22 protein-coding genes are annotated in these 21,533 nt (G+C 65.4%); 11 read left to right on the top strand and 11 right to left on the bottom strand.

Features of this window, described 5'->3' with window-relative positions; all coding sequences use genetic code 11:
• Positions 1-15: 15 nt before the first annotated feature.
• The 4 genes from HPC46_RS02675 to HPC46_RS02660 all read right to left on the bottom strand — a co-directional run bounded on the left by HPC46_RS02675 (position 16) and on the right by HPC46_RS02660 (position 3,689).
• Positions 16-918, bottom strand: coding sequence for an Rv0045c family esterase (locus tag HPC46_RS02675; RefSeq protein WP_179466660.1), 903 nt, complete (start codon positions 916-918; stop codon positions 16-18).
• Between the two features lie 71 nt (positions 919-989).
• The gene (locus tag HPC46_RS02670; RefSeq protein WP_179466659.1) at positions 990-2,093 is read right to left on the bottom strand and encodes an inositol-3-phosphate synthase; all 1,104 of its coding nucleotides are present in this window, start codon (positions 2,091-2,093) and stop codon (positions 990-992) included.
• 59 nt (positions 2,094-2,152) lie between these two features.
• The gene (locus HPC46_RS02665; RefSeq protein ID WP_005142205.1) at positions 2,153-2,698 is read right to left on the bottom strand and encodes a PadR family transcriptional regulator; all 546 of its coding nucleotides are present in this window, start codon (positions 2,696-2,698) and stop codon (positions 2,153-2,155) included.
• A gap of 136 nt (positions 2,699-2,834) precedes the next feature.
• A complete protein-coding gene (locus HPC46_RS02660) occupies positions 2,835-3,689 on the bottom strand; it encodes a DUF1707 SHOCT-like domain-containing protein (RefSeq protein ID WP_179466658.1) in 855 nt (284 codons plus the stop codon).
• Between the two features lie 112 nt (positions 3,690-3,801).
• Between HPC46_RS02660 and HPC46_RS02655 the strand changes: the two genes are divergently transcribed.
• From HPC46_RS02655 to dnaB, 9 genes are all read left to right on the top strand, one after another.
• Positions 3,802-4,236: a DUF5318 domain-containing protein gene (locus HPC46_RS02655; protein WP_036422227.1), complete on the top strand. Its 435-nt coding sequence runs from the start codon at positions 3,802-3,804 to the stop codon at positions 4,234-4,236.
• 151 nt (positions 4,237-4,387) lie between these two features.
• Positions 4,388-6,727 carry a transglycosylase domain-containing protein gene (locus HPC46_RS02650; RefSeq protein WP_179466657.1) on the top strand — a complete coding sequence of 780 codons (2,340 nt, stop codon included), beginning with the start codon at positions 4,388-4,390 and terminating at the stop codon, positions 6,725-6,727.
• 65 nt (positions 6,728-6,792) lie between these two features.
• On the top strand, positions 6,793-8,436 hold the full coding sequence (locus tag HPC46_RS02645; protein ID WP_325096557.1) for a glycosyltransferase family 87 protein: 1,644 nt from the start codon (positions 6,793-6,795) through the stop codon (positions 8,434-8,436).
• On the top strand, positions 8,405-9,043 hold the full coding sequence (locus HPC46_RS02640; RefSeq protein WP_179466655.1) for a DJ-1/PfpI family protein: 639 nt from the start codon (positions 8,405-8,407) through the stop codon (positions 9,041-9,043). The genes HPC46_RS02645 and HPC46_RS02640 overlap by 32 nt, the downstream gene beginning before the upstream one ends.
• 111 nt (positions 9,044-9,154) lie before the next feature.
• Entirely contained in the window at positions 9,155-9,445 is a 291-nt protein-coding gene (gene rpsF / locus HPC46_RS02635; protein ID WP_005142199.1) for a 30S ribosomal protein S6, read from the top strand.
• An 86-nt stretch (positions 9,446-9,531) separates the two neighbouring features.
• Positions 9,532-10,053 (top strand): single-stranded DNA-binding protein, encoded by a 522-nt coding sequence (locus tag HPC46_RS02630; RefSeq protein WP_005142198.1) that lies wholly within the window; start codon positions 9,532-9,534, stop codon positions 10,051-10,053.
• Between the two features lie 57 nt (positions 10,054-10,110).
• Positions 10,111-10,365, top strand: coding sequence for a 30S ribosomal protein S18 (gene rpsR / locus HPC46_RS02625; RefSeq protein ID WP_005142196.1), 255 nt, complete (start codon positions 10,111-10,113; stop codon positions 10,363-10,365).
• A 17-nt stretch (positions 10,366-10,382) separates the two neighbouring features.
• Positions 10,383-10,838, top strand: coding sequence for a 50S ribosomal protein L9 (rplI, locus tag HPC46_RS02620; protein WP_179466654.1), 456 nt, complete (start codon positions 10,383-10,385; stop codon positions 10,836-10,838).
• Between the two features lie 484 nt (positions 10,839-11,322).
• Positions 11,323-13,125, top strand: coding sequence for a replicative DNA helicase (gene dnaB, locus HPC46_RS02615; protein ID WP_179466653.1), 1,803 nt, complete (start codon positions 11,323-11,325; stop codon positions 13,123-13,125).
• A gap of 131 nt (positions 13,126-13,256) precedes the next feature.
• On the opposite strand, the gene HPC46_RS02610 is transcribed toward dnaB, so the two are convergent.
• Together HPC46_RS02610 and HPC46_RS02605 are read right to left on the bottom strand one after the other, a co-directional pair.
• A complete protein-coding gene (locus tag HPC46_RS02610) occupies positions 13,257-13,619 on the bottom strand; it encodes a hypothetical protein (RefSeq protein WP_218893613.1) in 363 nt (120 codons plus the stop codon).
• A 159-nt stretch (positions 13,620-13,778) separates the two neighbouring features.
• Positions 13,779-14,267 carry a nuclear transport factor 2 family protein gene (locus HPC46_RS02605; RefSeq protein WP_218893645.1) on the bottom strand — a complete coding sequence of 163 codons (489 nt, stop codon included), beginning with the start codon at positions 14,265-14,267 and terminating at the stop codon, positions 13,779-13,781.
• Between the two features lie 163 nt (positions 14,268-14,430).
• Between HPC46_RS02605 and HPC46_RS02600 the strand changes: the two genes are divergently transcribed.
• Positions 14,431-15,024: a TetR/AcrR family transcriptional regulator gene (locus HPC46_RS02600; RefSeq protein WP_179466651.1), complete on the top strand. Its 594-nt coding sequence runs from the start codon at positions 14,431-14,433 to the stop codon at positions 15,022-15,024.
• A 387-nt stretch (positions 15,025-15,411) separates the two neighbouring features.
• Here the strand turns inward: HPC46_RS02600 and HPC46_RS02595 are convergent, their stop codons facing one another.
• The 4 genes from HPC46_RS02595 to HPC46_RS02580 form a co-directional block, all read right to left on the bottom strand.
• Positions 15,412-16,332 (bottom strand): SDR family NAD(P)-dependent oxidoreductase, encoded by a 921-nt coding sequence (locus HPC46_RS02595; RefSeq protein WP_179466650.1) that lies wholly within the window; start codon positions 16,330-16,332, stop codon positions 15,412-15,414.
• Positions 16,329-17,012: an isochorismatase family protein gene (locus tag HPC46_RS02590; protein ID WP_179466649.1), complete on the bottom strand. Its 684-nt coding sequence runs from the start codon at positions 17,010-17,012 to the stop codon at positions 16,329-16,331. The genes HPC46_RS02595 and HPC46_RS02590 overlap by 4 nt, the downstream gene beginning before the upstream one ends.
• Positions 17,013-17,183: 171 nt before the next feature.
• On the bottom strand, positions 17,184-18,173 hold the full coding sequence (locus HPC46_RS02585; protein WP_179466648.1) for a zinc-dependent alcohol dehydrogenase family protein: 990 nt from the start codon (positions 18,171-18,173) through the stop codon (positions 17,184-17,186).
• Between the two features lie 58 nt (positions 18,174-18,231).
• Positions 18,232-19,221, bottom strand: a complete 990-nt coding sequence (locus HPC46_RS02580; RefSeq protein WP_179466875.1) for an NADP-dependent oxidoreductase — start codon at positions 19,219-19,221, stop codon at positions 18,232-18,234.
• A gap of 100 nt (positions 19,222-19,321) precedes the next feature.
• Here HPC46_RS02580 and HPC46_RS02575 point away from each other — a divergent pair, with 100 nt between their 5' ends.
• Positions 19,322-19,933: a TetR/AcrR family transcriptional regulator gene (locus HPC46_RS02575; protein WP_179466647.1), complete on the top strand. Its 612-nt coding sequence runs from the start codon at positions 19,322-19,324 to the stop codon at positions 19,931-19,933.
• Positions 19,934-19,992: 59 nt separating this feature from the next.
• On the opposite strand, the gene HPC46_RS02570 is transcribed toward HPC46_RS02575, so the two are convergent.
• A complete protein-coding gene (locus HPC46_RS02570; RefSeq protein WP_179466646.1) occupies positions 19,993-21,300 on the bottom strand; it encodes an NtaA/DmoA family FMN-dependent monooxygenase in 1,308 nt (435 codons plus the stop codon).
• Positions 21,301-21,533 lie beyond the last annotated feature (233 nt).

Raw genomic sequence — 21,533 nt, 5'->3', positions numbered from 1 at the left:
GAACAACAGGCAAACTCAGCCGCCGAGCACGTCGCGCAGGATCTGGACCAGCGCGCGGGGCTGGTCGCCCTGGACCGAGTGACCGGAGTCGGGCACCACGATCACTCGCTGGAAACCCGGTGCCGTGCGGGCGAATTCGTCGGCGTCGTCATCGTTGACGAAGAACGAGTTGGCGCCGCGCACCAGCGTCGTGGGAACCGCCAGGCCCGGCACGTCGTCCCACAGGCCTTCGAAGCCGTCGCCCTTGCGGAAAGTGTCGTACCGCCACGTCCAGGTGCCGTCGTCGAGCTGCTTGGAGTTGTGGAATACACCGCGGCGCAAGGAGTCTCGGTCACGGTGTGGCGCGGCGGCGATGGTCACGTCGAGCATGGCCTGAAAGCTCGGGAAGGTGCGGTCGCCCTGGACCAGCGCGACGGTGCCCATCTGCGCCTTGGTCATCTCTTCGTGCCGTTCGGGCGCGGACGGGGTGACGTCGACCAGGACCAGCTTGCGGACCAGATCGGGCGCGGTCGTCGCGAGTCGCAACGCCGTCAGCCCGCCCAGTGACATGCCGACCACCAGGTCGGCGTCGCTCGCGAGCTCGCGCACCACCGGTTCGATCAACTCGGCGCCCCGCTTAGGGCCGTAGTCGCCGTCTTCCCGCCAGGCCGAGCGGCCATGCCCGGGCAGGTCGACCGCGAGCGCGGGTACGCCGAGGCCGAGGATGACGGTGTCCCAGGTGTGTGCGTTCTGGCCGCCGCCGTGCAGGAACACCACTCGCACGGGATCGACACCCCAGCGCACTGCGCTGACGGGCCCGCGCTCGATGCGCTCCACCGTGGGCAGCGAATCGCTCACTCCGGCTTGGGCGGCGTTCTCGGGGAGCAGCGCGAACTCGTCAAGTCCGATCAGTTGTTCGTCGGAGATCACGCCGTCCATCTAACGCGAAAGTGCGGCCAGATCGCGATGGGGCGTCCCATTCGGATCTGACCGCACTCTCCATGCGGCAATTACTCGCCGGCGATGAACTCCTCGAGCTGCGTCCGGGCGATGTCGTCGGGCAGCTGCTTGGGCGGGCTCTTCATCAGGTAGGCCGAGGCCGGGATGATCGGGCCGCCGATGCCGCGGTCCTTGGCGATCTTGGCCGCACGCACGGCGTCGATGATGATGCCTGCCGAGTTCGGCGAATCCCACACCTCGAGCTTGTATTCCAGGTTCAGTGGCACGTCGCCGAAGGCGCGGCCTTCGAGGCGGACGTAGGCCCACTTGCGGTCGTCGAGCCACGCGACGTGATCCGACGGGCCGATGTGGACGTTCTTGTCCTCGACCTTGCCGGCCAGCGAGCCGGTGAGGTTGGACGTGACGGCCTGGGTCTTGGAAACCTTCTTGGACTCCAGGCGCTCGCGCTCGAGCATGTTCTTGAAGTCCATGTTGCCGCCGACGTTCAGCTGGTAGGTGCGGTCGAGCGTGACGCCGCGGTCCTCGAACAGCTTGGCCATCACGCGGTGGGTGATGGTCGCACCGACCTGGCTCTTGATGTCGTCGCCGACGATCGGCACACCGGCGTCGGTGAACTTCTTGGCCCACACCGGATCCGAGGCGATGAACACCGGCAGCGCGTTGACGAACGCGACCTTGGCGTCGATGGCGCACTGGGCGTAGAACTTGTCGGCTTCATCGGAGCCCACCGGCAGGTAGGAGACCAGCACGTCGACCTTGTTGTCTTTCAGGATCTTGACCACGTCGACCGGCTGTTCGTCAGAGATCTCGATGGTCTCGGCGTAGTACTTGCCGATGCCGTCCAGGGTCGGGCCGCGCTGCACGACGACATCGGTCGGCGGCACGTCGGCGATCTTGATCGTGTTGTTCTCGGAAGCGAAGATCGCCTCGGACAGGTCGAACCCGACCTTCTTGGCGTCGACGTCGAAGGCGGCGACGAACTTCACGTCGCGCACGTGGTACGGGCCGAGCTTCACGTGCATCAGGCCGGGAACGGTGGCGTTGGCGTCGGCGTCCTTGTAGTACTGCACGCCCTGGACCAGTGAGGACGCGCAGTTGCCGACACCGACGATGGCGACCCGCACATCTGTCGACGCTCCGTTGTGCTCCGTCATGGACGTTCTCCTAACTCCGTACTTCTGCTGGCTGTTGTTCAGGTACTTCGGTGGCCGCGTCAGGCCTGGTCTGGGTGACTCTGGGCCACCCGCTCAGCGGCGATGAGCTCGTTGAGCCACTTGACTTCCCGCTCGCTGGACTCCAGGCCCAGCTGATGCAGTTGTTTGGTGTAGCGATCGAACGAATTGCTCGCTCGGGCGATGGCCTCCCGAAGACCCTCGCGACGCTCTTCCACCTGGCGGCGGCGGCCTTCCAGGATCCGCATCCGTGCCTCGGCCGGTGTGCGGTTGAAGAACGCAAGATGCACACCGAAGCCGTCGTCGGTGTAGTTCTGCGGACCGGTGTCGGCCACCAGCTCGGCGAAGCGCTGACGCCCGGCATCGGTCAGTTGGTACACCCGGCGGGCGCGGCGCAACACCGTCGTCCCTGCGGGCGCGGTGTCCTCGACGATCAACCCGTCGGTCTGCATCCGGCGCAACGCCGGGTACAGCGAGCCATAAGAAAAGGCGCGAAATGCCCCCAACAGACCCGTCAGTCGTTTGCGCAGTTCGTAGCCGTGCATCGGCGACTCGAGCAGAAGGCCCAAGATGGCTAGCTCCAACATCGGGTCACCTCCTTTGCTCGACCGTCACAGCGCTTCGACACCTCCAGCGATAGTATCGGAGCGATATATTCAGCGCTACTTGGACGCCGACGATCCAGGTGATTGCCGCTGGGGCACCCGCCGCGAAACCCGCAGGCTACGGGTAGTTGATCTGCTTGACCGAGCCGTCGGGATAGAGCTGGATGTAGCCGCTGCCATAGTCGCTCGAGACGTAGATCTCGGCGGTGACCGTGCCGGCGGCCGTCGGGTCGCGGCTGGGCTCGATGATCAGATAGGTGCTCTTGACGTCGCCGGGCTTCATGTTCAGCGTCTCCGGCGCCCCCCGCAGCACGCCGACGACGGCCTTGGCGTCGAACTTGCTCAGATCCACCAGCGTGACGTCGGACCCGGCCGCCGAGGTGGACGGATCGCCCCAGCCGCCGCGGTAGGTGTAGTTGAGCTCCCGACGCTCGTCGCTGGGATCGGGTCGGGTCAACGACGCGTACTCGGGGTAGATGACCAGCCGGTTGCCATCTGTGTCGCCGAACTTCTTCTTCATCTGCTCGAGCAGTCCGGTCAGCCCGCCCAGCGAGTGCAGCTGCCGCGGCGGGGTCAGCACGACGGGTGCCACGCCGTCGGGTTTGGCGCCCGGGTCCGAGGTGAAATTCAGCGGCGATGGTGTGTTGCCGTACAGCCCCCAGCCGATACCGATACCCAGGACGATCAGCACACCCATGATGGCCAGCCGGATACCCCAGCTGCCCCCTGCGCCGGCCGACTGCAGCCGCGGCTTCTTCAGCGTGGGCAGCTGCACCGGCGCGTTGGCGGTCTGCAGATCCCCGACCAGGGAACGCAGATCACCCAGCGTCGTCGCGGTGGTCGCGGCCTTCACCCGCTGCTGGTGCTCGCTCATCGACAGTTGCCCCTCGGACAGCGCGGTGTCCAGGATCTGGCAGGTGTCGTTGCGGTCAGAGTCCTTGGCACGCGTGCTGGCCGTCTGGGAAGTCGCCACGGCGATGATCGTAAGAGTTCGATGCCCAACGGCGCAGACCAGGCGCACAATCTGCTCCACGCGCCAGGCGGTTGACCGCCGGGTCCCACATCGCCGACGTACTCTGGTGATCGTGCGATTGCAGCGACAGGTGGTGGACTACGCCCTCCGGCGACGCTCCCTGCTGGCCGAGGTGTACTCGGGCCGGACCGGCGTGACCGAGGTCTGTGACGCCAATCCCTATCTGTTGCGCGCCGCGAAATTTCACGGCAAACCCAGTTCGGTGATGTGCCCGATCTGCCGCAAGGAGCCGCTGACATTGGTGTCCTGGGTGTTCGGCGATCACCTCGGCGCGGTGTCCGGCTCGGCCCGCACCGCCGAGGAGCTGGTGCTGCTGGCAACCAAATTCGACGAATTTTCGGTACACGTGGTGGAGGTATGTCGCACCTGCGAATGGAATCACTTGGTCAAGTCCTATGTGCTCGGAGCGCCGCGTCCCACCAACGGGACGCGCGGTCGCCGGGGCACCCAGTCGGCGCGCTCGGGCGCGCGTACGGCCAGTGAATAGCGAAGGGCGTCACGACCGGCCTGGCACTGACAACCGCACGGGATCAGGGCGTGCTGATGCGTCCGATCATCCCGAGTCGCCGACGACCAAGTTTCCGGTGGCCAGGCCCGCTGATTCCGCCGGTCCGACCCGGAGCGCACCGCGCCGACAGGTGCCCCCGGACGACAGGCTGACGTCGATCATCGAGCCGGTGCGTGACGACACCGTGCCGCTGCGCGACCCGATCGACGTGGTCAAGGCCGCCCTCGAAGGCACAGCCCCGCCGAAGCTTCCGCCGCCGCCACCACGACCGCCGCGCACCGGCGGACCGGCCGGCCCGCCGCCGAAGCCGCCGACCTTCTCCCAGCAGATCAGCTGGAAGTGGGTGCGCCGTTCGCTGTACCTCGCGGTGGTCCTGATGGTGGTGCTGCCGCTGATCACCTTCGGCATGGCGTACCTGATCGTCAAGGTGCCTCAGCCCGGCGACCTGCGGACCAACCAGGTGTCGACAATCCTGGCCAGCGACGGCTCGGAGCTCGCGAAAATCGTTCCGCCGGAAGGTAACCGGGTCGACGTCAACATCGACCAGATACCGGTACAGGTGCGCAACGCGGTGATGGCCGCCGAGGACCGCGATTTCTACAGCAACCCGGGGTTTTCACTCTCGGGCTTCGCCCGTGCGCTGAAGAACAATCTCACCGGGGGCGACTTGCAGGGCGCCTCGACGATCACCCAGCAGTACGTGAAGAACGCCCTCGTCGGCGATGCCCGCTCGGGTATCGGCGGTGTGGTGCGTAAGGCCAAGGAGCTGGTCATCTCGACGAAGATGTCCAGTGAGTGGTCCAAAGACCAAGTGCTGCAGGCATATCTGAACATCATCTATTTCGGTCGCGGGGCGTACGGCATCTCGGCGGCGTCGAAGGCCTACTTCGACAAGCCGGTCGAGCAGTTGAACGTTGCCGAGGGCGCATTGCTGGCGGCGCTGATCCAGCGGCCGTCGACGCTGGATCCGGCCGTCGATCCCGAGGGTGCGGTCAGCCGGTGGAACTGGGTGCTCGACGGCATGGTGTCGATCGGTGCGCTGTCCAAAGAGGAACGCGCAGCACAGGTCTTCCCGGCGACGGTGCCACCCGATCAGGCCCGCGCGGCCAGCGTCACCACCGGGCCCAACGGATTGATCGAACGCCAGGTCACCAAGGAACTGCTCGATCTGTTCAACATCGACGAGCAGACGCTGAACACCCAGGGCCTGCAGATCACCACGACGATCGACCCGCAGGCGCAGCAAGCCGCCGAGGACGCGGTGTCGAAGTATCTCGACGGGCAGATGCCGGATATGCGGTCAGCGGTGGTGTCGATCGACCCGAAGACCGGTGGTGTGAAGGCCTACTACGGCGGATCCGACGCCCAGGGCTTCGATTTCGCTCAGGCCGGGTTGCCGACGGGGTCGTCGTTCAAGGTGTTCGCGTTGGTGGCGGCCCTCGAACAGGGCATCGGGCTTGGCTATCAGGTGGACAGCTCCCCGGTCACGCTCAACGGCATCACGATCACCAACGTCGAGGGCGAGGGTTGCGGCGTCTGCAATATCGCCGAGGCTCTCAAACGATCGCTGAACACGTCGTATTACCGGCTGATGCTCAAGCTGGAGAACGGCCCGAGCGACGTCGCCGATGCCGCGCACAGCGCGGGAATCGCGGAGAGCTTCCCGGGCGTGGACCACACCCTGTCCGAAGACGGCAAGGGCGGACCGCCGAATAACGGTATTGTGCTGGGCCAGTACCAGTCTCGGGTCTTGGACATGGCCTCGGCGTACGCGACCCTGGCGAACTCCGGTGTCTACCACAAGCCGCATTTCGTGCAGAAGGTCGTGAACTCGCGCGGCGAGGTGCTCTTCGATGCCAGTACCTCGGACGACAGCGGAGAGCAGCGCATCCCGAAAGCGGTGGCCGACAACGTGACTGCGGCCATGCAGCCGATCGCGGGCTGGTCCAACGGGCACAACCTGGCCGGCGGGCGCGCATCGGCGGCCAAGACCGGAACCAACCAGCTCGGTGACACCGGCGCCAACCGGGACGCGTGGATGGTCGGTTACACCCCGTCGTTGTCGACGGCCGTGTGGGTCGGCACCACCGACGGCACCCAGCCCCTGGTGAACAAGGGCGGTGGGCCGGTGTACGGCTCGGGCATTCCGTCCGACATCTGGAAAGCGACGATGGACGGCGCCCTCAAGGGCACTGACAACGAGACGTTCCCCAAGCCGACCGAGATCGGCGGCTACGCCGGTGTGCCGGCCGCCCCACCCCCTCCGCCGAAGCCGTCGACGACCGAGACGGTCATCCAGCCGAGTATCGAAGTCGCGCCGGGCATCACGATTCCGCTCGGCCCGCCGACGACGATCACCGTGCCCGTCGGGCCGCCGCCTCCTCCCGGGGTACCGGGTGCGCCGGAGCAGCCGCTGCCGGTCGGTGGTGACGCAGGCGCACCCCTCCCGCCGCCACCTCCGCCGCCGTGATCGACGGCGAGAGCCATGATCCTTCGGCCGACCGGCCGGCCAGCGCGCCGGCCGGCGGTTTCTTAGTGGGCTCGGGTCGCGCCACCATCTCGCCGCAACCGCTGGCAGACGACCTTCGCAGTGCCGACGACCGCGACAAGCCCAGCCGCAACGACGCTTTGGGCGCTGCGCTCTCGGAGGTGGTTGGCGGACCGGTGGGCCGGCACGCGCTGATCGGCCGTACCCGGGTGTTCACCCCGCTGCGGGTGATGTTCCTGATGGCACTGGTGGTGCTGGCGCTGGGGTGGTCCACCAAGGCGCCGTGTTTGCAGACCGTCGGGAGCGGGCCGCCCGATCAACGGGTGGCGAATTGGCAGAACCAACGCGCCTATTTCGAACTGTGCTACTCCGACACCGTGCCGCTCTACGGTGCGGAGCTGTTGAGCCAGGGGCGTTTTCCGTACAAGTCGAGCTGGATCGAGACGGACTCCAGCGGCCGGCCGCAGTTCCGCTACGACGGCAAGCCCGCGATTCGCTACATGGAATATCCGGTACTGACCGGGGTCTACCAGTACGTGTCGATGGCGCTGGCCAAGACCTACACCGCGGCGGCCAAGATGATGTCGCTGCCGGTGATCGCCGAAGTGGTGATGTTCTTCAACTTCGCGGCGTTCGGCCTCGCCCTGGCCTGGCTGACGACGGTGTGGGCGACCTCGTGGCTGGCGGGCCGACGGGTCTGGGACGCCGCGCTGGTGGCGGCGTCACCGGTGCTGGTCTTCCAGATCTTCACCAATTTCGACGCGCTGGCAACGGCTTTGGCGATCGGCGGCCTGCTGGCCTGGGCGCGACGAAGGCCGGTACTGGCCGGAATTCTGATCGGCCTCGGGGTGGCCGCCAAGCTGTATCCCGCACTGTTGTTGCTGCCGATCGTGGTGCTCGCAATCCGTAGCGACCGGATGCCCGAGGCCGCCAAGACAGTGGTGGCCGCGGTCGGCGCGTGGTTCGCCGTCAATCTGCCGGTGATGGCGTTGTTCCCGCGCGGGTGGTCGGAGTTCTTCCGGCTCAACTCCCGTCGCGGTGACGACATGGACTCGCTGTACAACGTGGTGAAGTCGTTCACCGGCTGGGACGGCTTCGACAAGAATCTCGGATTCTGGGAGCCGCCGGTGATCCTCAACATCGTCGTCGCGGTGCTGTTCCTGTTGTGCTGCGCGGCGATCGCCTACATCGCCCTGACCGCACCGCAGCGGCCGCGGGTGGCGCAACTGGCGTTCCTGACGGTGGCGGCGTTCCTGTTGGTGAACAAGGTGTGGAGCCCCCAGTTCTCGCTGTGGCTGGTGCCGCTGGCGGTGCTCGCTTTGCCGCACCGCCGAATCTTGTTGGCGTGGATGACCGTTGACATGCTGGTGTGGGTGCCGCGGATGTACTACCTGTACGGCGAGGCGAACAAGGGCCTGCCCGAGCAGTGGTTCACCGCGACGGTGTTGCTGCGCGATATCGCGGTGATCGGGCTGATCGTGTTGGTGGTGCGCCAGATCTACCGGCCCGACCTGGATCTGGTGCGCTGGAACGGCCGGGTGGACGATCCGGCCGGGGGAGTGTTCGACCGCGCTGAAGATGCTCCCCCGCAATGGTTTCCGCGATGGCTGCGCCCGCGGGTGGCGGCTCTCGATCCGCCCGAACAGCAAGAGGCACCGGATGCAAGTCGCGATAGCACTGTTCCCGCGTAACACCGCACTGGACGCGATCGGCCCCTACGAGGTGCTGCAGCGGGTCCCGTCCATTGACGTCGTATTCGTCGGGCATCAGCGCGGGGAGGTCCGCAGCGACAACGGCATGCTCGGGCTGACCTGCGACGCCACCTTCGACGAGGTCACCACACCGGATGTCCTGGTCTTCCCGGGCGGGATCGGCACCCGCACTCTCGTCGAGGACACCGCCGTGCTCGACTGGATTCGCCAGGTGCACCGCCACACCGTGTTCACCACGTCGGTGTGCACCGGCAGCCTGCTGCTCGCCGCGGCGGGCCTGCTGACCGGGCTGACCGCCGCCACCCATTGGCGCGCCACCGAACTGCTGGAATCGTTCGGCGCGGTCTACACCCCGGACCGGGTCGTCGAGCACCTGCCGGAGCGCATCATCACCGCAGCGGGGGTGTCCAGCGGCATCGACATGGCATTGCGACTGGTCGAGCTACTGGTGGGGCCTGAGGCCGCGCAGGCCAGCCAGCTGATGATCGAGTACGACCCCCAGCCGCCGTTCGACGCGGGAGATCTGAGCAAAGCCTCTGCTGCGACCGTGCAGCTGGCCTTGGAGTACTACGGCCAGCGGAGCTGATTTCGCTGTTCAGCCTGTGCTCCGGTAACCTAGCCGGGTTGCCGACGCAGGCGACCCTTCTGCCACGGATACGCCGTGGCCGCTACGACCATAGGAGGTGATGAGGTTCCCATGCGTCCATACGAAATCATGGTCATCCTTGACCCCACTCTCGACGAGCGCACCGTAGCTCCGTCCCTGGATACGTTCTTGAACGTCGTCCGCACTGACGGCGGTTCGGTCGACAAGGTCGACATCTGGGGTAGGCGCCGCCTGGCGTACGAGATCGCCAAGCATGCCGAGGGCATTTATGCCGTCGTCGATGTGAAGGCCGAACCGGCCACCGTGTCCGAGCTCGACCGTCAGCTCAACCTGAACGAGTCGGTGCTGCGGACCAAGGTGATGCGGACCGATAAGCACTAAGCCACACCCGTGGATAAAGCTCGCCGCGCGTCGGAGCTGTTACGTAGGCTCGCGGTGAATCCATCCGCCTATGCCAGGAGGACCTTGTGGCCGGTGACACGACCATCACCGTCGTCGGAAATCTGACCGCCGACCCCGAACTTCGGTTCACCCCGTCCGGTGCTGCCGTCGCCAACTTCACGGTGGCGTCGACACCGCGCACGTTCGACCGTCAGACCAACGAGTGGAAAGACGGCGAGGCGCTGTTCCTGCGCTGCAACATCTGGCGTGAGGCGGCCGAGAACGTGGCCGAGAGCCTCACCCGGGGTTCTCGGGTGATCGTTCAGGGCCGGCTCAAGCAGCGGTCCTTCGAAACCCGCGAGGGTGAGAAGCGCACCGTCGTGGAGCTCGAGGTCGACGAGATCGGCCCGTCGCTGCGGTATGCCACCGCCAAGGTCAACAAGGCCTCGCGCAGTGGTGGCGGGGGCGGCGGCTTCGGCGGCGGCAGTGGTGGCGGCGGCGGGAATTCCCGGCCGGCGGCGGCCAGCGAGTCGGGCAACGACGATCCGTGGGGCAGTGCCCCGGCGTCGGGGTCGTTCGCCGGCGGCGACGACGAACCGCCTTTCTGAGATAGAAACCTTTGTGCGCCAATGGCGCGCCATCTGAAGAACGAAAGAGATTGACCCATGGCCAAGACCAACAAGCGGCGTCCGGCACCGGAAAAGCCGGTCAAGACCCGCAAGTGCGTGTTCTGCTCCAAGAAGGGGCAGGACATCGACTACAAGGACACCCAGCTGCTGCGTACCTACATCAGCGAGCGCGGCAAGATCCGTGCCCGCCGGGTGACCGGTAACTGCGTGCAGCACCAGCGCGACATCGCGATCGCGGTCAAGAACGCGCGTGAGGTTGCCCTGCTTCCGTTCACGTCGGCGGCACGGTAGAGAACGGACGTATCGAGATGAAGCTGATCCTGACCGCTGAGGTCGACCACCTCGGCGCTGCCGGTGACACCGTCGAGGTGAAGGACGGGTACGGCCGCAACTACCTGCTGCCTCGCGGCCTGGCCATCACGGCCTCGCGCGGTGCGCAGAAGCAAGCCGACGAGATCCGCCGTGCCCGCGAGATCAAGACCGTGCGTGACCGCGAGCACGCTGACGAGATCAAGGCCGCGATCGCGGGCCTGGGCTCGATCCAGCTGCCGGTGAAGTCCTCCACGGAGGGCAAGCTGTTCGGCTCGGTGACCGCCAACGACATCGTCACGGCGATCAAGAAGGCCGGCGGCCCCAACTTGGACAAGCGCACCGTGCAGCTGCCCAAGGCTCACATCAAGGCGACCGGTGCCCACACCGTCGGCGTGCAGCTGCACCCCGAGGTGAAGGTCGACGTGACCGTCGACGTCGTCGCACAAAGTTAGCCATACGCGTCAATTCCCCGGGTGGCGACCTTTCGAGGTCGCTCCCGGGGAATTGCTGCATTTCTGGCGAACACATTCCGGTGGGCCCGGCTCAGCTAATCTAACCAGCCGTTAACCTTGTGCATAACCTCCGGCAACACAACACGCCCGAGATCGCAACCGGGGCCGACACGCCGGGGAACTTGCCATCCACAACACCCACCAGGGCCTATCCTGCTCTCAGCTGGGCAGATGGCACCAAATTGATCCATGATCCACAGGTTTTCCCCAAGGCCTCAACACCACCTTCCCCAGCTATCCACAAACCACTAACAGGTTGATGAACAGGCTCGGTTTGCGAGGGCTCCAGCAACGTCTAGCGTGAGCCGTCGGCGGTGCTGGTCATCACCGTCGCGGCGAGTACTTGTCGGGGGTGTGGGGTAGACCTCCGACTAAGCGTCGAACTGACGTTCGACAGTTATCAGGCGGAGGTGGGGATTACCCGATGGCGGTCGTTGACGATCTCGGACAGACCGGGATGGATAGTCCTCCTCCTTCGGAGGACTTCGGTCGCCAGCCTCCGCAAGACCTTGCTGCCGAGCAGTCGGTGTTGGGCGGCATGCTGCTGTCCAAGGACGCCATCGCCGACGTCCTGGAGCGGCTGCGCCCGGGCGACTTCTACCGGCCCGCCCACCAGAACGTCTACGACGCGATCTTGGACCTCTACGGCCGCGGGGAGCCCGCGGACGCGGTCACCGTGGCGGCCGAGCTGGACCGGCGCGGTCTGTTGCGCCGCATCGGCGGGGCACCGTATCTGCACACGCTGATCTCGACGGTGCCCACGGCGGCCAATGCCGGGTACTACGCGGGCATCGTCGCCGAGAAGGCGCTGCTGCGTCGGCTGGTGGAGGCCGGCACGCGGGTGGTGCAGTACGGCTATGCCGGGGCTGAGGGCGCCGACGTCAACGAGATCGTGGACCGCGCGCAGTCGGAGATCTACGACGTCACCGAGCGACGGACGGCCGAGGATTTCCTTCCGCTGGAAGATCTGCTCCAGCCGACGATGGACGAGATCGACGCGATCGCGTCGCAGGGCGGCATCTCTAAGGGTGTGCCGACGGGTTTCACCGAACTCGACGAGCTGACCAATGGCCTGCATCCCGGTCAGATGATCGTGGTGGCGGCCAGGCCGGGTATGGGCAAGGCGCTGGGTCTGGACACGCCGCTGCCGACGCCGACGGGCTGGACCACGATGGGCGAGGTCAAGGTCGGCGACTACCTGATGGACGCCGAGGGGTGCCCCACGCGGGTGGTTGCGGCGACGGATGTCATGGTCGGCCGACCGTGCTATGAGGTCGAATTCTCCGACGGCACAGTGCTGATCGCGGATGCCGAGCACCAGTGGCCGACTGCCCGCGGGATCTGCACCACCATGACATTGTGCGCGGGCGCGGATGTGGTGACGGCGGCTGCGGCGCGGCAGCTTGTCGGAGCCGGCGGTCCGGTACGTGCTGCGTTCGGAGTTGCAGACGTTCGTCGCATCGACAGCGTGCCCGTGCGGTGCGTGGAAGTCGACAACGAGGACCACCTATATCTGGCCGGGCACGCGATGATCCCGACCCACAACTCCACGCTTGGGCTCGACTTCATGCGGTCGTGCTCGATCAAGCACCGACTGCCCAGCATCGTGTTCTCGCTGGAAATGAGCAAGTCCGAGATCGTCATGCGGCTGCTCTCGGCAGAGGCGAAGATCAAGCTGGCTGACATGCGGTCGGGCCGGATGACCGACGACGACTGGACACGGTTGGCGCGCCGGATGAGCGAAATCAGCGAAGCGCCTTTGTATATCGACGATTCGCCGAACCTGACGATGATGGAGATCCGCGCGAAGGCTCGCCGGCTGCATCAGAAGGCGGGCCTGCGTCTGATCGTGCTCGACTACCTGCAGCTGATGACGTCCGGTAAGAAAGTCGAGTCACGGCAGCAGGAAGTGTCCGAATTCTCCAGGCAGATCAAGCTTTTGGCGAAAGAGCTGGAAGTCCCGGTGGTCGCGATGAGCCAGCTGAACCGCGGTCCTGAGCAGCGAACCGACAAGAAGCCAATGTTAGCTGATCTAAGGGAAAGCGGTTCAATAGAGCAAGATGCGGACATGGTGATTTTGCTGCATCGGCCCGATGCCTTCGAGACCGACGACCCGCGCGGTGGTGAAGCCGACCTGATTGTCGCGAAACACCGTGCAGGGCCGACGCGTACTGTGACCGTCGCGCACCAACTGCATTTGTCGCGGTTCACGAACATGGCGCGCTAGCTGGCGGCAGGTATTCGCGCTGGGGCCCACGGAATATGTCGACAGAGCCTCGATCCGGAGATATCCGGCGGTCCGGACTCCTAAGATCCGATCCGAGGGAATCTGATGTGCCATTGGGCGATTCAGCCCGACTACGCCTCGCCCAAACTCGGCCGGTAGTCAGCCACCTCGGCCTCGGCGGCAAGCAACGCGCCCAGCTCACCCTCCTGCTGGGCAACGAATACGCCGATTACCTGCCGGCATACCTCCGGCACGCTCACCCCACGCATATCCGCAATGCGTTTCAGCCCGACCAGCATTGACGTAGACACGTGAAACTGCACAGTGAACTGACCGCACGAACCATCCTCAGGCGGCAGCCCCGGGCCCACGACCACAGGTTCATCCACCCCGTACTCGCCCAGCTCAGCACCCCGAGCTCGCTCAACAACCCCACCACCACCACCAACGCCGTCGGCCGGCTCCGGGAACTCCTCATGACTGAACAAACCCATTCCGCCCACGCTAGACCTCGCAGCATTCCCAGGTCGCCAACTAAGCGGCTAGTCTCGCCGCGATAACGCTGACGTCAGCGCCCATGGGGCTGGCCGCGCGTTGTCAGTGGCATGGCGTTTCAGGCGCGGGTGATTCACCAGGGGCACGAGACGTGAGAGTCACAGGCCGAGTTCAGACAAGCTCGGATGATCCGCTGGCCGTGGCGCATTCGTGTCCCAGAAGAACTTGCGTTGTCCCTCCTCGATCCGCACATCATTGATGCTGGCGTGGCGGTGTGTCATCAGGCCGTGCTCGTTGTATAGCCAATTCTCGTTGCCGTAGGCGCGGAACCATTGACCCGAGTCGTCGTGGTACTCGTAGGCGAAGCGGACCGCAATGCGGTCTTCGCTGTGCGCCCACAGTTCCTTGATGAGGCGGTACTCGTGTTCACGGTCCCACTTGTCGCTCAAGAATTCGATGATCTGTGCACGGCCTGTCACGAACACCGATCGGTTGCGCCAGACGCTGTCGGCCGAATAGCCCTGTGCTACGCGCTGGGGGTCGCGGCTATTCCAGGCATCTTCAGCCAGCCTGGCCTTCAGCGCAGCTGTTTCGTCAGTGAACGGCGGAACTGGAGGTTTGACGTCGATTGCAGAAGGCATGGTCATCGTCGTTGTCTTTCTCTCGGAGAGCGGATCGGTCGCCGACGTCGGCGTCGACGCCGAACCTATGTAGACGGGTCTGTCTACATAGACGGTAAGGTAGCGCATGTGGACAGACCTGTCCACTCAGGGTTGGGCACGGGTGGACAGAGTTGTCTACGATGATGGTGTGAGCATCGCCCAGACTCTGGATCCGCAGATCGACGTGCCGAACCTCCCGGCCCGGGAACGGATACTGGCCACCGCGTACCGGCTCTTCTACCGCGAGGGAATTCGCGCCACGGGCGTCGACAAGGTGATAGCCGAAGCCGGTGTCACCAAGGTGACGTTCTATCGTCACTTTCCCAGCAAAGACGCACTAATCCTGGAGTTCTTGGACGTGCGGCACCGGCGCTGGATGGACTGGTTTGTCGACGCGCTCGATCGCCATGCTGCCGGCAATCGTCGCCGGCCGGCGGTGGTATCGGCGATCGAAGAATGGCTGACCTCGGACTCGTTTCGTGGATGCGCGTTCATCAACAGTGTCAACGAGATTGGCGCCGAGCTGCCCGTTGTCCACGCCATCACGGCTCGGCATAAGGCCGATATGGTCGCGGCCATCAAGGCGACACTTCCGCCCGGTGCGGGCCGAATACGCACGGCACAAGCGCTCGGCCTGGCGATCGATGGCGCCATCGTGCAAGCGCAGTATCAGCGCGATGCCACATCCGCGGTGAAAGCACTCGCCACAATCGCGTCAACGCTGCTGCCGCCGAATGACTAACGCACCGGTTTGATCGGTCCGCGCAACGATGCCGGCTGCGGGTACTGAGCAGTCGTCAGCCGGGCATGGTTCCGAATCCCTGCATCCCCCTTGTGAACTCGAACGGCTCGTCATCGGCAAAGGTATCGGTCGAGAAGTTGCACCAGATCTCCACAGAACGTTCTGTTCACACCGCTGAGCGCATGGCCATGTACGGCACGGGGAAGGTACTTCGGAAGTGGGCATGACCGTGAGGATTTCGAGCATGGACATGGCGTGAGAACGGCGCCATCAACGCAGTTCAGTGGTGTGCGAGTGGACACGAACGTTGAGAAGCCACCGGCCGGCCGCGCAGTCATTGCGCGAAAGTTGGCTGCGTCACCGACGCGATGAGAAGCTGCGATCGGGTCAGTCCAGCAACGCAAGCCCAATGTCCCACAGTCGTGCAGCGTTGTTGCGGTCAAGGGCGTACGGAGCAACGCCGCCGCTGAAGTCACTCGGTCGCTCCACGACGACGGGTGCCTCGTTGCAGTCTTCGAAGTAGCGACCACTGATCCCGTCGAGCAGCGGTGACGCCGCCAACAGTACTGAGGTTGCAGCACCCTGCTCGACGGTCTTACGGCGGTCGACGGGGGTCTGCAAGCCACCGGTGTGCTTCTGTAGGTTGGTCGCGATCGCACCGGGATTGAGTGCGTTGGCGACAATCTGGTCGTCTGCCCAGCGTTCGGTCAAACCGACCGCGAGGAGCACGTCAGCCGTCTTGGACTGTCCGTATGCCGTCCACGGGTCGTAGGGCCTGAAGCGGTAGTCGAGATCATCGAAGACCACCGGTGAGAACAAGTGTCCGCTGGAGCTGACCGATACGACACGCGCGCCGCCAGCCGATCTCAGCGCGGGGTACAGCAGCAGTGTCAGTGCGAAATGACCGAGATAGTTGGTGGCGAACTGCAGTTCGCGACCCTCCGGTGTCCGGTTCAGTTCAGGTAGCGCCATGATGCCGGCGTTGTTGATCAACATGTGAACTGGTTCGGGTGCGAATCGGTCGGCGAAATTGCTGACGGACTGGGGATCGGCGATGTCGAGGAGCGCCGGTATGACCGCGTCGTTTCCGGTGGACGCGGCGATCTGGGCGGCGATCCGACGGCCGGCATCGATCCGGCGGGCGCCGAGGACGACGGTGGCACCGGCCGCTGCCAGGGCGCGCGCTGTCTCCACGCCGATGCCGGAGGTGGCGCCGGTGACGATGGCACGGCGCCCGGCGAGGTCGAGTTCCGCGAGGACCTCGGCGGCGGTCGAGCTGAACCCGAACGGAGTAGATAGCAGTGTCATCGAGCCTCGCTGTCACTCGCCGGTGGAGTTGCGCTGCGCATCGACGCGACGACATCGTCGGTCCAGACGACTCCGTGGGCAAGGAAGGCGTAGTTGACGAGTGCGGCCTGGTAGCCGTCGCCCCATTCGGGGTGGCGAGGGCCCGCGATGGCGTCGCGGACGACGTACACCTCAAAGCCTTGCTCGAGGAGGTCGCGGAGGTGCGATTCGACGCACATGTTGGCGAGCATCCCGCCCAGGAGGACCTTGTTGATGCGTCTCTTCCGGAGCTGCAGGACGAGGTCGTTGGTCTGCGGTCCGAAGACCTTGTGCGGGCTCACGACGACCGTACGGGGGTCCTCGATGTAGGGCTTGAACTCGTCGAGCCAGTCGGCTCCGGAACCGACGAGCCCGTCCAGGTTCAGTGGGCCTGGTCGGTCGAAGGTGCCGGTGCGCAGTTCGTCGGCCTCCAGCGCACCGTTGAACAGCCAGCGGTGATCGGTGGGGTAGAAGTAGTGCGGTGAGATGAACATCCCGAATGACGAGGCTCGCGCGGCTTCGAAGATGGCGAGCATGTGCGCGACCGTGTCGTTCTCGGTGACACTGGCTCCCGTTGCCGCCCAGTTGATTCCGCTTGGACTCAGGACGTCGTTCTGCGGATCGATGAATACCACGGCGGTGTCGGCTGGGTTCCAGTTCATCGGAATGTCCTTCTTCGTGCGTCGGGGAGCGGGCGTCGGTGTGATCGATGATCCCGCTGACGGCTGCTGGTGTCGTCAGGGTCACCTGCCAACGTGGAGTCCGGATGCCCTGCGTGCTCGATACCTGCTAGCCGGTAAACACCGTGCTCGCCGGGCGGGTAGCACGGCTGGCTAGTGGCCTGGCAGCACAATGACTTTCCCGGTGGAGGTGCCGTTCTCGACGAGCGCGTAGGCGTCGTTGACCTCGTCGAGGGGGAAGGTGGCCGAATGCAGTCGCGGGGTCAGCTTTCCGCTGTCGGCCAGCGCGGCGGCGTGCGCGAGAATGTGGCCGTGGTGCTCGCGGCCACGCCCTGTCAACAACGGCAACAGCGTGAACACGCCGGAATAGGTGGCGCCCCGGAAAGACAAGGGAGCCAAGCTGTGTGCGCCCCAGCCCAGTGCGCTGACGACATGGCCGGTGTAGCGCTTGACGGCTGTGAACGAGGCATCCAGTGTGGCACCGCCGACGTTGTCGACGATGATGTCGAAGCCTTCGCCGCCGGTGTACTCCTCGACGTACTGATCAACGGTGCGATCCGTGTAGTCGATGGCCGTTGCTCCTGTCCGACGGATCGTCTCCAGGCTGGCGGGGTTGCCGCCCGTGGCGAAGACATGTGCGCCGCGCGCGAGGGCGAGCTGCACGGCGAGGAAACCGACTCCGCCCGCACCCCCATGGATGAGCACTTGCTGGTCGGTGGTGACGCCGGCGCGGTCGACGAGTCCTTCCCAGGACGTGATGAAACCCAGCGGTAGGGCAGCGGCCTGCTCCATGGTCAGATTCGCGGGTTTGTGCGCGATCAACCGTGGATCGACTGCGACGAGTTCGGCCAGCGACCCCGGCACGCCACCGACTCCGCCGGTCATGCCGAACACTTCGTCGCCGACTCGGAACTGGTCGACCTCGCCCCCGACGGCCTCGACGACGCCGGCCATGTCGATACCGAGAACTGCTGGTGGCGTCATCTTGGCGTGTGCGCCGTCCCCGCGGCGGATCTTGGTATCGAGCGGGTTGACCCCACTTGCTTCGACCCGGATCAGGACCTCGCCGGGCCCGGGCGCGGGGTCGGGGAGTTCGTCGATATGTAACGGAGTGTTGTAAGCGGTCAGGACTGCTGCGCGCATGATGTCTCCTCGGATTCAGCTGTCATCTTCACCCCGGCGATGCCGACTCCGATGGGATTCATTCGGTGATCTCCTCGTCGTCGTGGAAAGTCAGGACGAGGCGGCCACGGACGCCGCCCCGTTCGATGGCGCGGTGTGCCTCGGCGGCCTCGGCAGCGCGATAGGTTCGTGCCACCCGCAGGGTGACCTTGTTCTGCTCGGCCAATGCCCGCAGGCTGTCGAGCTTGTCGGTCGCATGGGTGTAGTCGGGCACCCACACATCTTGGATGGTGATGCCCCGCTCGGGATGCAGTGCGGAGGTGCCACGTTCACCGGGGCGACGGACGATCGCGATCTGGCCGCGATCGCGCAGCGCCGGGAGAACCTCGTCGCCCTGCAGAGCGGTGTCGACGACCGCGGCCACCCCTTCGGGGTGCCGCTGTCGGATGCGTTGTCCGACACCGGGCCCGCGCGCGACGATCTCGTCGGCGCCGAGGGTGGTGATGAGTTGCTCGTCGGCCGGTGCGGCATCGGCGATGATGTGTAGCCCGTCGGCCTTGGCGAGTTGGACGACGTAGCCGCCGACGGCACCCGCGGCACCGGTGACGGCAAGGGTCTGACCGGGTTGAAGACCCAACACGTCGAGAGCACGGCGGGCGGTCAGACCATTCATCGGCAGCGTCGCGGCCTCGACATGGCTGGATCCGGCGGGCGCGGTGGTGGCCTGGTCCGCGTCGACGACGACGAACCCGGCGTAGGCACCGCCGGATGCATCGATCGGCATCATGATCGCCATGACCCGGTCACCGATGGCGAGTCCTGTCGAGGTGTCGGGACCGATCTCGTCGACCAACCCGGCGACCTCCATGCCCGGTCGGTACGGCGGGGACAACGTGCTCGAACGTAAGGCCTCGTCGATGTCGCCGACCCGCAGCAGTACATCGGCCGGGTTGACCGTCGCCGCGTACACCCTGATGCGGATCTGACCGGGGCCGGCGTGGGGTTCGTCCATGTCCACTTCTCGAAGAACCTCTGGACCGCCGTATTCGGTGACCACCACTGCCTGCATCGCCACTCCCTTGATCTGGGGATACATCCCCACTTAATGCAACGTAGCATCAAACGGGGATGCATCCCCAGATATTCCGCGTCCTACCGAAGGAGGCCCGGTGCGTGCTGACGCCGAACGCAATCGTGCTGCCGCATTGGCGGCCGCCGAAGCCGCATATGCCGAGGACGGGATCAACGTTGCGCTGAATGAGATCGCGAGACGCGCCAATATCGGCAATGCCACGTTGTACCGGCACTTTCCGACCCGCGAGGCGCTGCTGGCGGAGGTCTACAGCTCCCACCTGGAGCGTTACTGCGCGTTGGCTGAAGAGGCCGCTCAAGCGGAGGATCCGGTGATTGCCCTGCGGGACTGCATCGTCGCGACCTGCGCGCTGCAAGCTGAAAACCGGGGCCTGGCGGATCTGCTGGCATCGCTGCAGCCGGTGTCCCCACACGTCGAACAACTCCGGGCCCGCCACTGCCGCGCCGTCGCCGCGCTGTTTGAACGTGCGGTCGGCAGCGGGAAGATCCGGGCCGATGCGGGGCCATCCGATCTGGCGGTGCTCTTGATCGCCAACGCAGGATTGATCCATCGCACCGTCGAACATGCTCCACGGTCCAGTGCCCGGTTGGTGGCTCTCTGGTTGGGCGGCATCCTGTGTGGGGCAGTCCCGGTACCGACGCCAGCGGCCCCTTCGGACCCCGAGATCCGCCGAGCGCTCCACGATTGAGAGGCAGCGGGTTCCGCCGAGGCAACCGCACCCCACTGGGGCTGGCGGCGGATCAGGGCTCAGAACGCCCGCAGGTTGTCCCGCAGCAGCGCGTGTGAGTAGCTCGTCCGGGTCAGACCCCTCGCCTGCAGTGCTGGCACGAGTCCGTCGCAGATCTCGATGATCCGGTGACGCGTCAGCGAGCCGCCATCCCCTGGGATCAGGAAGCCGTCGCCGCCGACCTCCTCCATCGCCGCCGCCATGATGTCGGCAACCTGGTCCGGCGTACCGACGGCCTCGAACGAGGTGGCGCCGCCGCCCGATTGTGCCTCCATGCACTGGCGCAGCGTCTTGCCGGTTCCCCACTGGGCAAACCCAGCGAGTGATCCCTGTTCGCCGCGCGTGACGAAGTAAGGGACCGGCTGGTCGAGATCCATCTTGGTGAAGTCCGCGTAGAAGTTCGAGCTCAATGCCTTGAGCCGTGCCGGGATCTCCTCCTCGCTCATGGGTTTGATCTTGGCTCGTGCCTCCGCCTCGGTCTCGCCGAGGATCGGGGAGAACAGGAACATCACCTTGACGTCGTCAGGATCGCGCCCAGCGGCGGCGGCCTGCTTGCGGATGTCCGCCCGGTACTCCTTCATCCCCTCGACTCCGGTCGCCCAGGCGATGATCGCATCAGCGTGCTTGGCGGCGAAGGCACGTCCCGCGGGGGACCCACCGGCTTGCAGATAGACGGGGCGCCCCTGCGGTGAGCGGACGCACGTCAGGGGACCGCGCGATTTGAAGTGCTTGCCCACGAAGTCGACATCATGGACCTTGCTGGGATCGATGTAGATCCCCTTCTCGCGATCGCGCACGATCGCTCCCGGTTCCCAGCTGTCGCACAGAGCGTTCACGAGTTCTACGAACTCATCGGCGATCTCATAGCGTAAGTCGTGCTCCGGCATCTCATCGAGGCCGTAGTTTTGGGCCGCTTCGTCCTTGGCGCTGGTGACCACGTTCCAGCCGAAGCGCCCACTTGTGAGCGAGTCCATGGTGGAGGCCAGGCGCGCCAGCGCATACGGGTGGTAGAACGTCGTGGACATGGTCGCGACGATGCCCAGTTGCCGGGTGAGCGCGCCGACCTTCGCGGCCAGCGGCACCGGATCCTGCTTCGGACAGGAGTCTCCGTTCTCCAGGGCGCGAGCCGTGGTGCCTTCCAGGCCGCGCGGGATCCCGACGGTGTCTTCCAGCATCAGGAAGTCGAAGCAGGCCCGCTCGAGCGCCTGGGCCAGTTCGACGTAGAAGTCCCCGGTGAACGGAACCCCCTCCGAGAGCGTGTAGGGAGTCTTCCACTCGTTGGCCTGGAATGTCTGGAACCATCCGAGGTGGAACGGTTTTGCTGGCATCTGTCCTCATTAGCGCGATGGAACTGTCAGCGAAATCCAATCGCGGCGGCGTGTCCGCCGTGTTTCCCCCGCGTCTCGCTCGAATTAGGCGGATAGGTCGCAAGTCGGGCCGCAGACAATCTCAGAGCATGCTTGAGGACCGCCGGCGGCGGGTCGATTGTCCCGACTGTGACGAGCTCGACACACCGCGGTCTGCGCAGTCGCCGACTTACCGTTGCCTCCGAGATCGTGAG

It is taken from the genome of Mycolicibacterium vinylchloridicum, assembly GCF_013404075.1.
Classification (GTDB): domain Bacteria; phylum Actinomycetota; class Actinomycetes; order Mycobacteriales; family Mycobacteriaceae; genus Mycobacterium; species Mycobacterium vinylchloridicum.
Note: the sequence above shows the minus strand (reverse complement) of the source record. Positions and strands in the feature narration are given on the sequence as shown.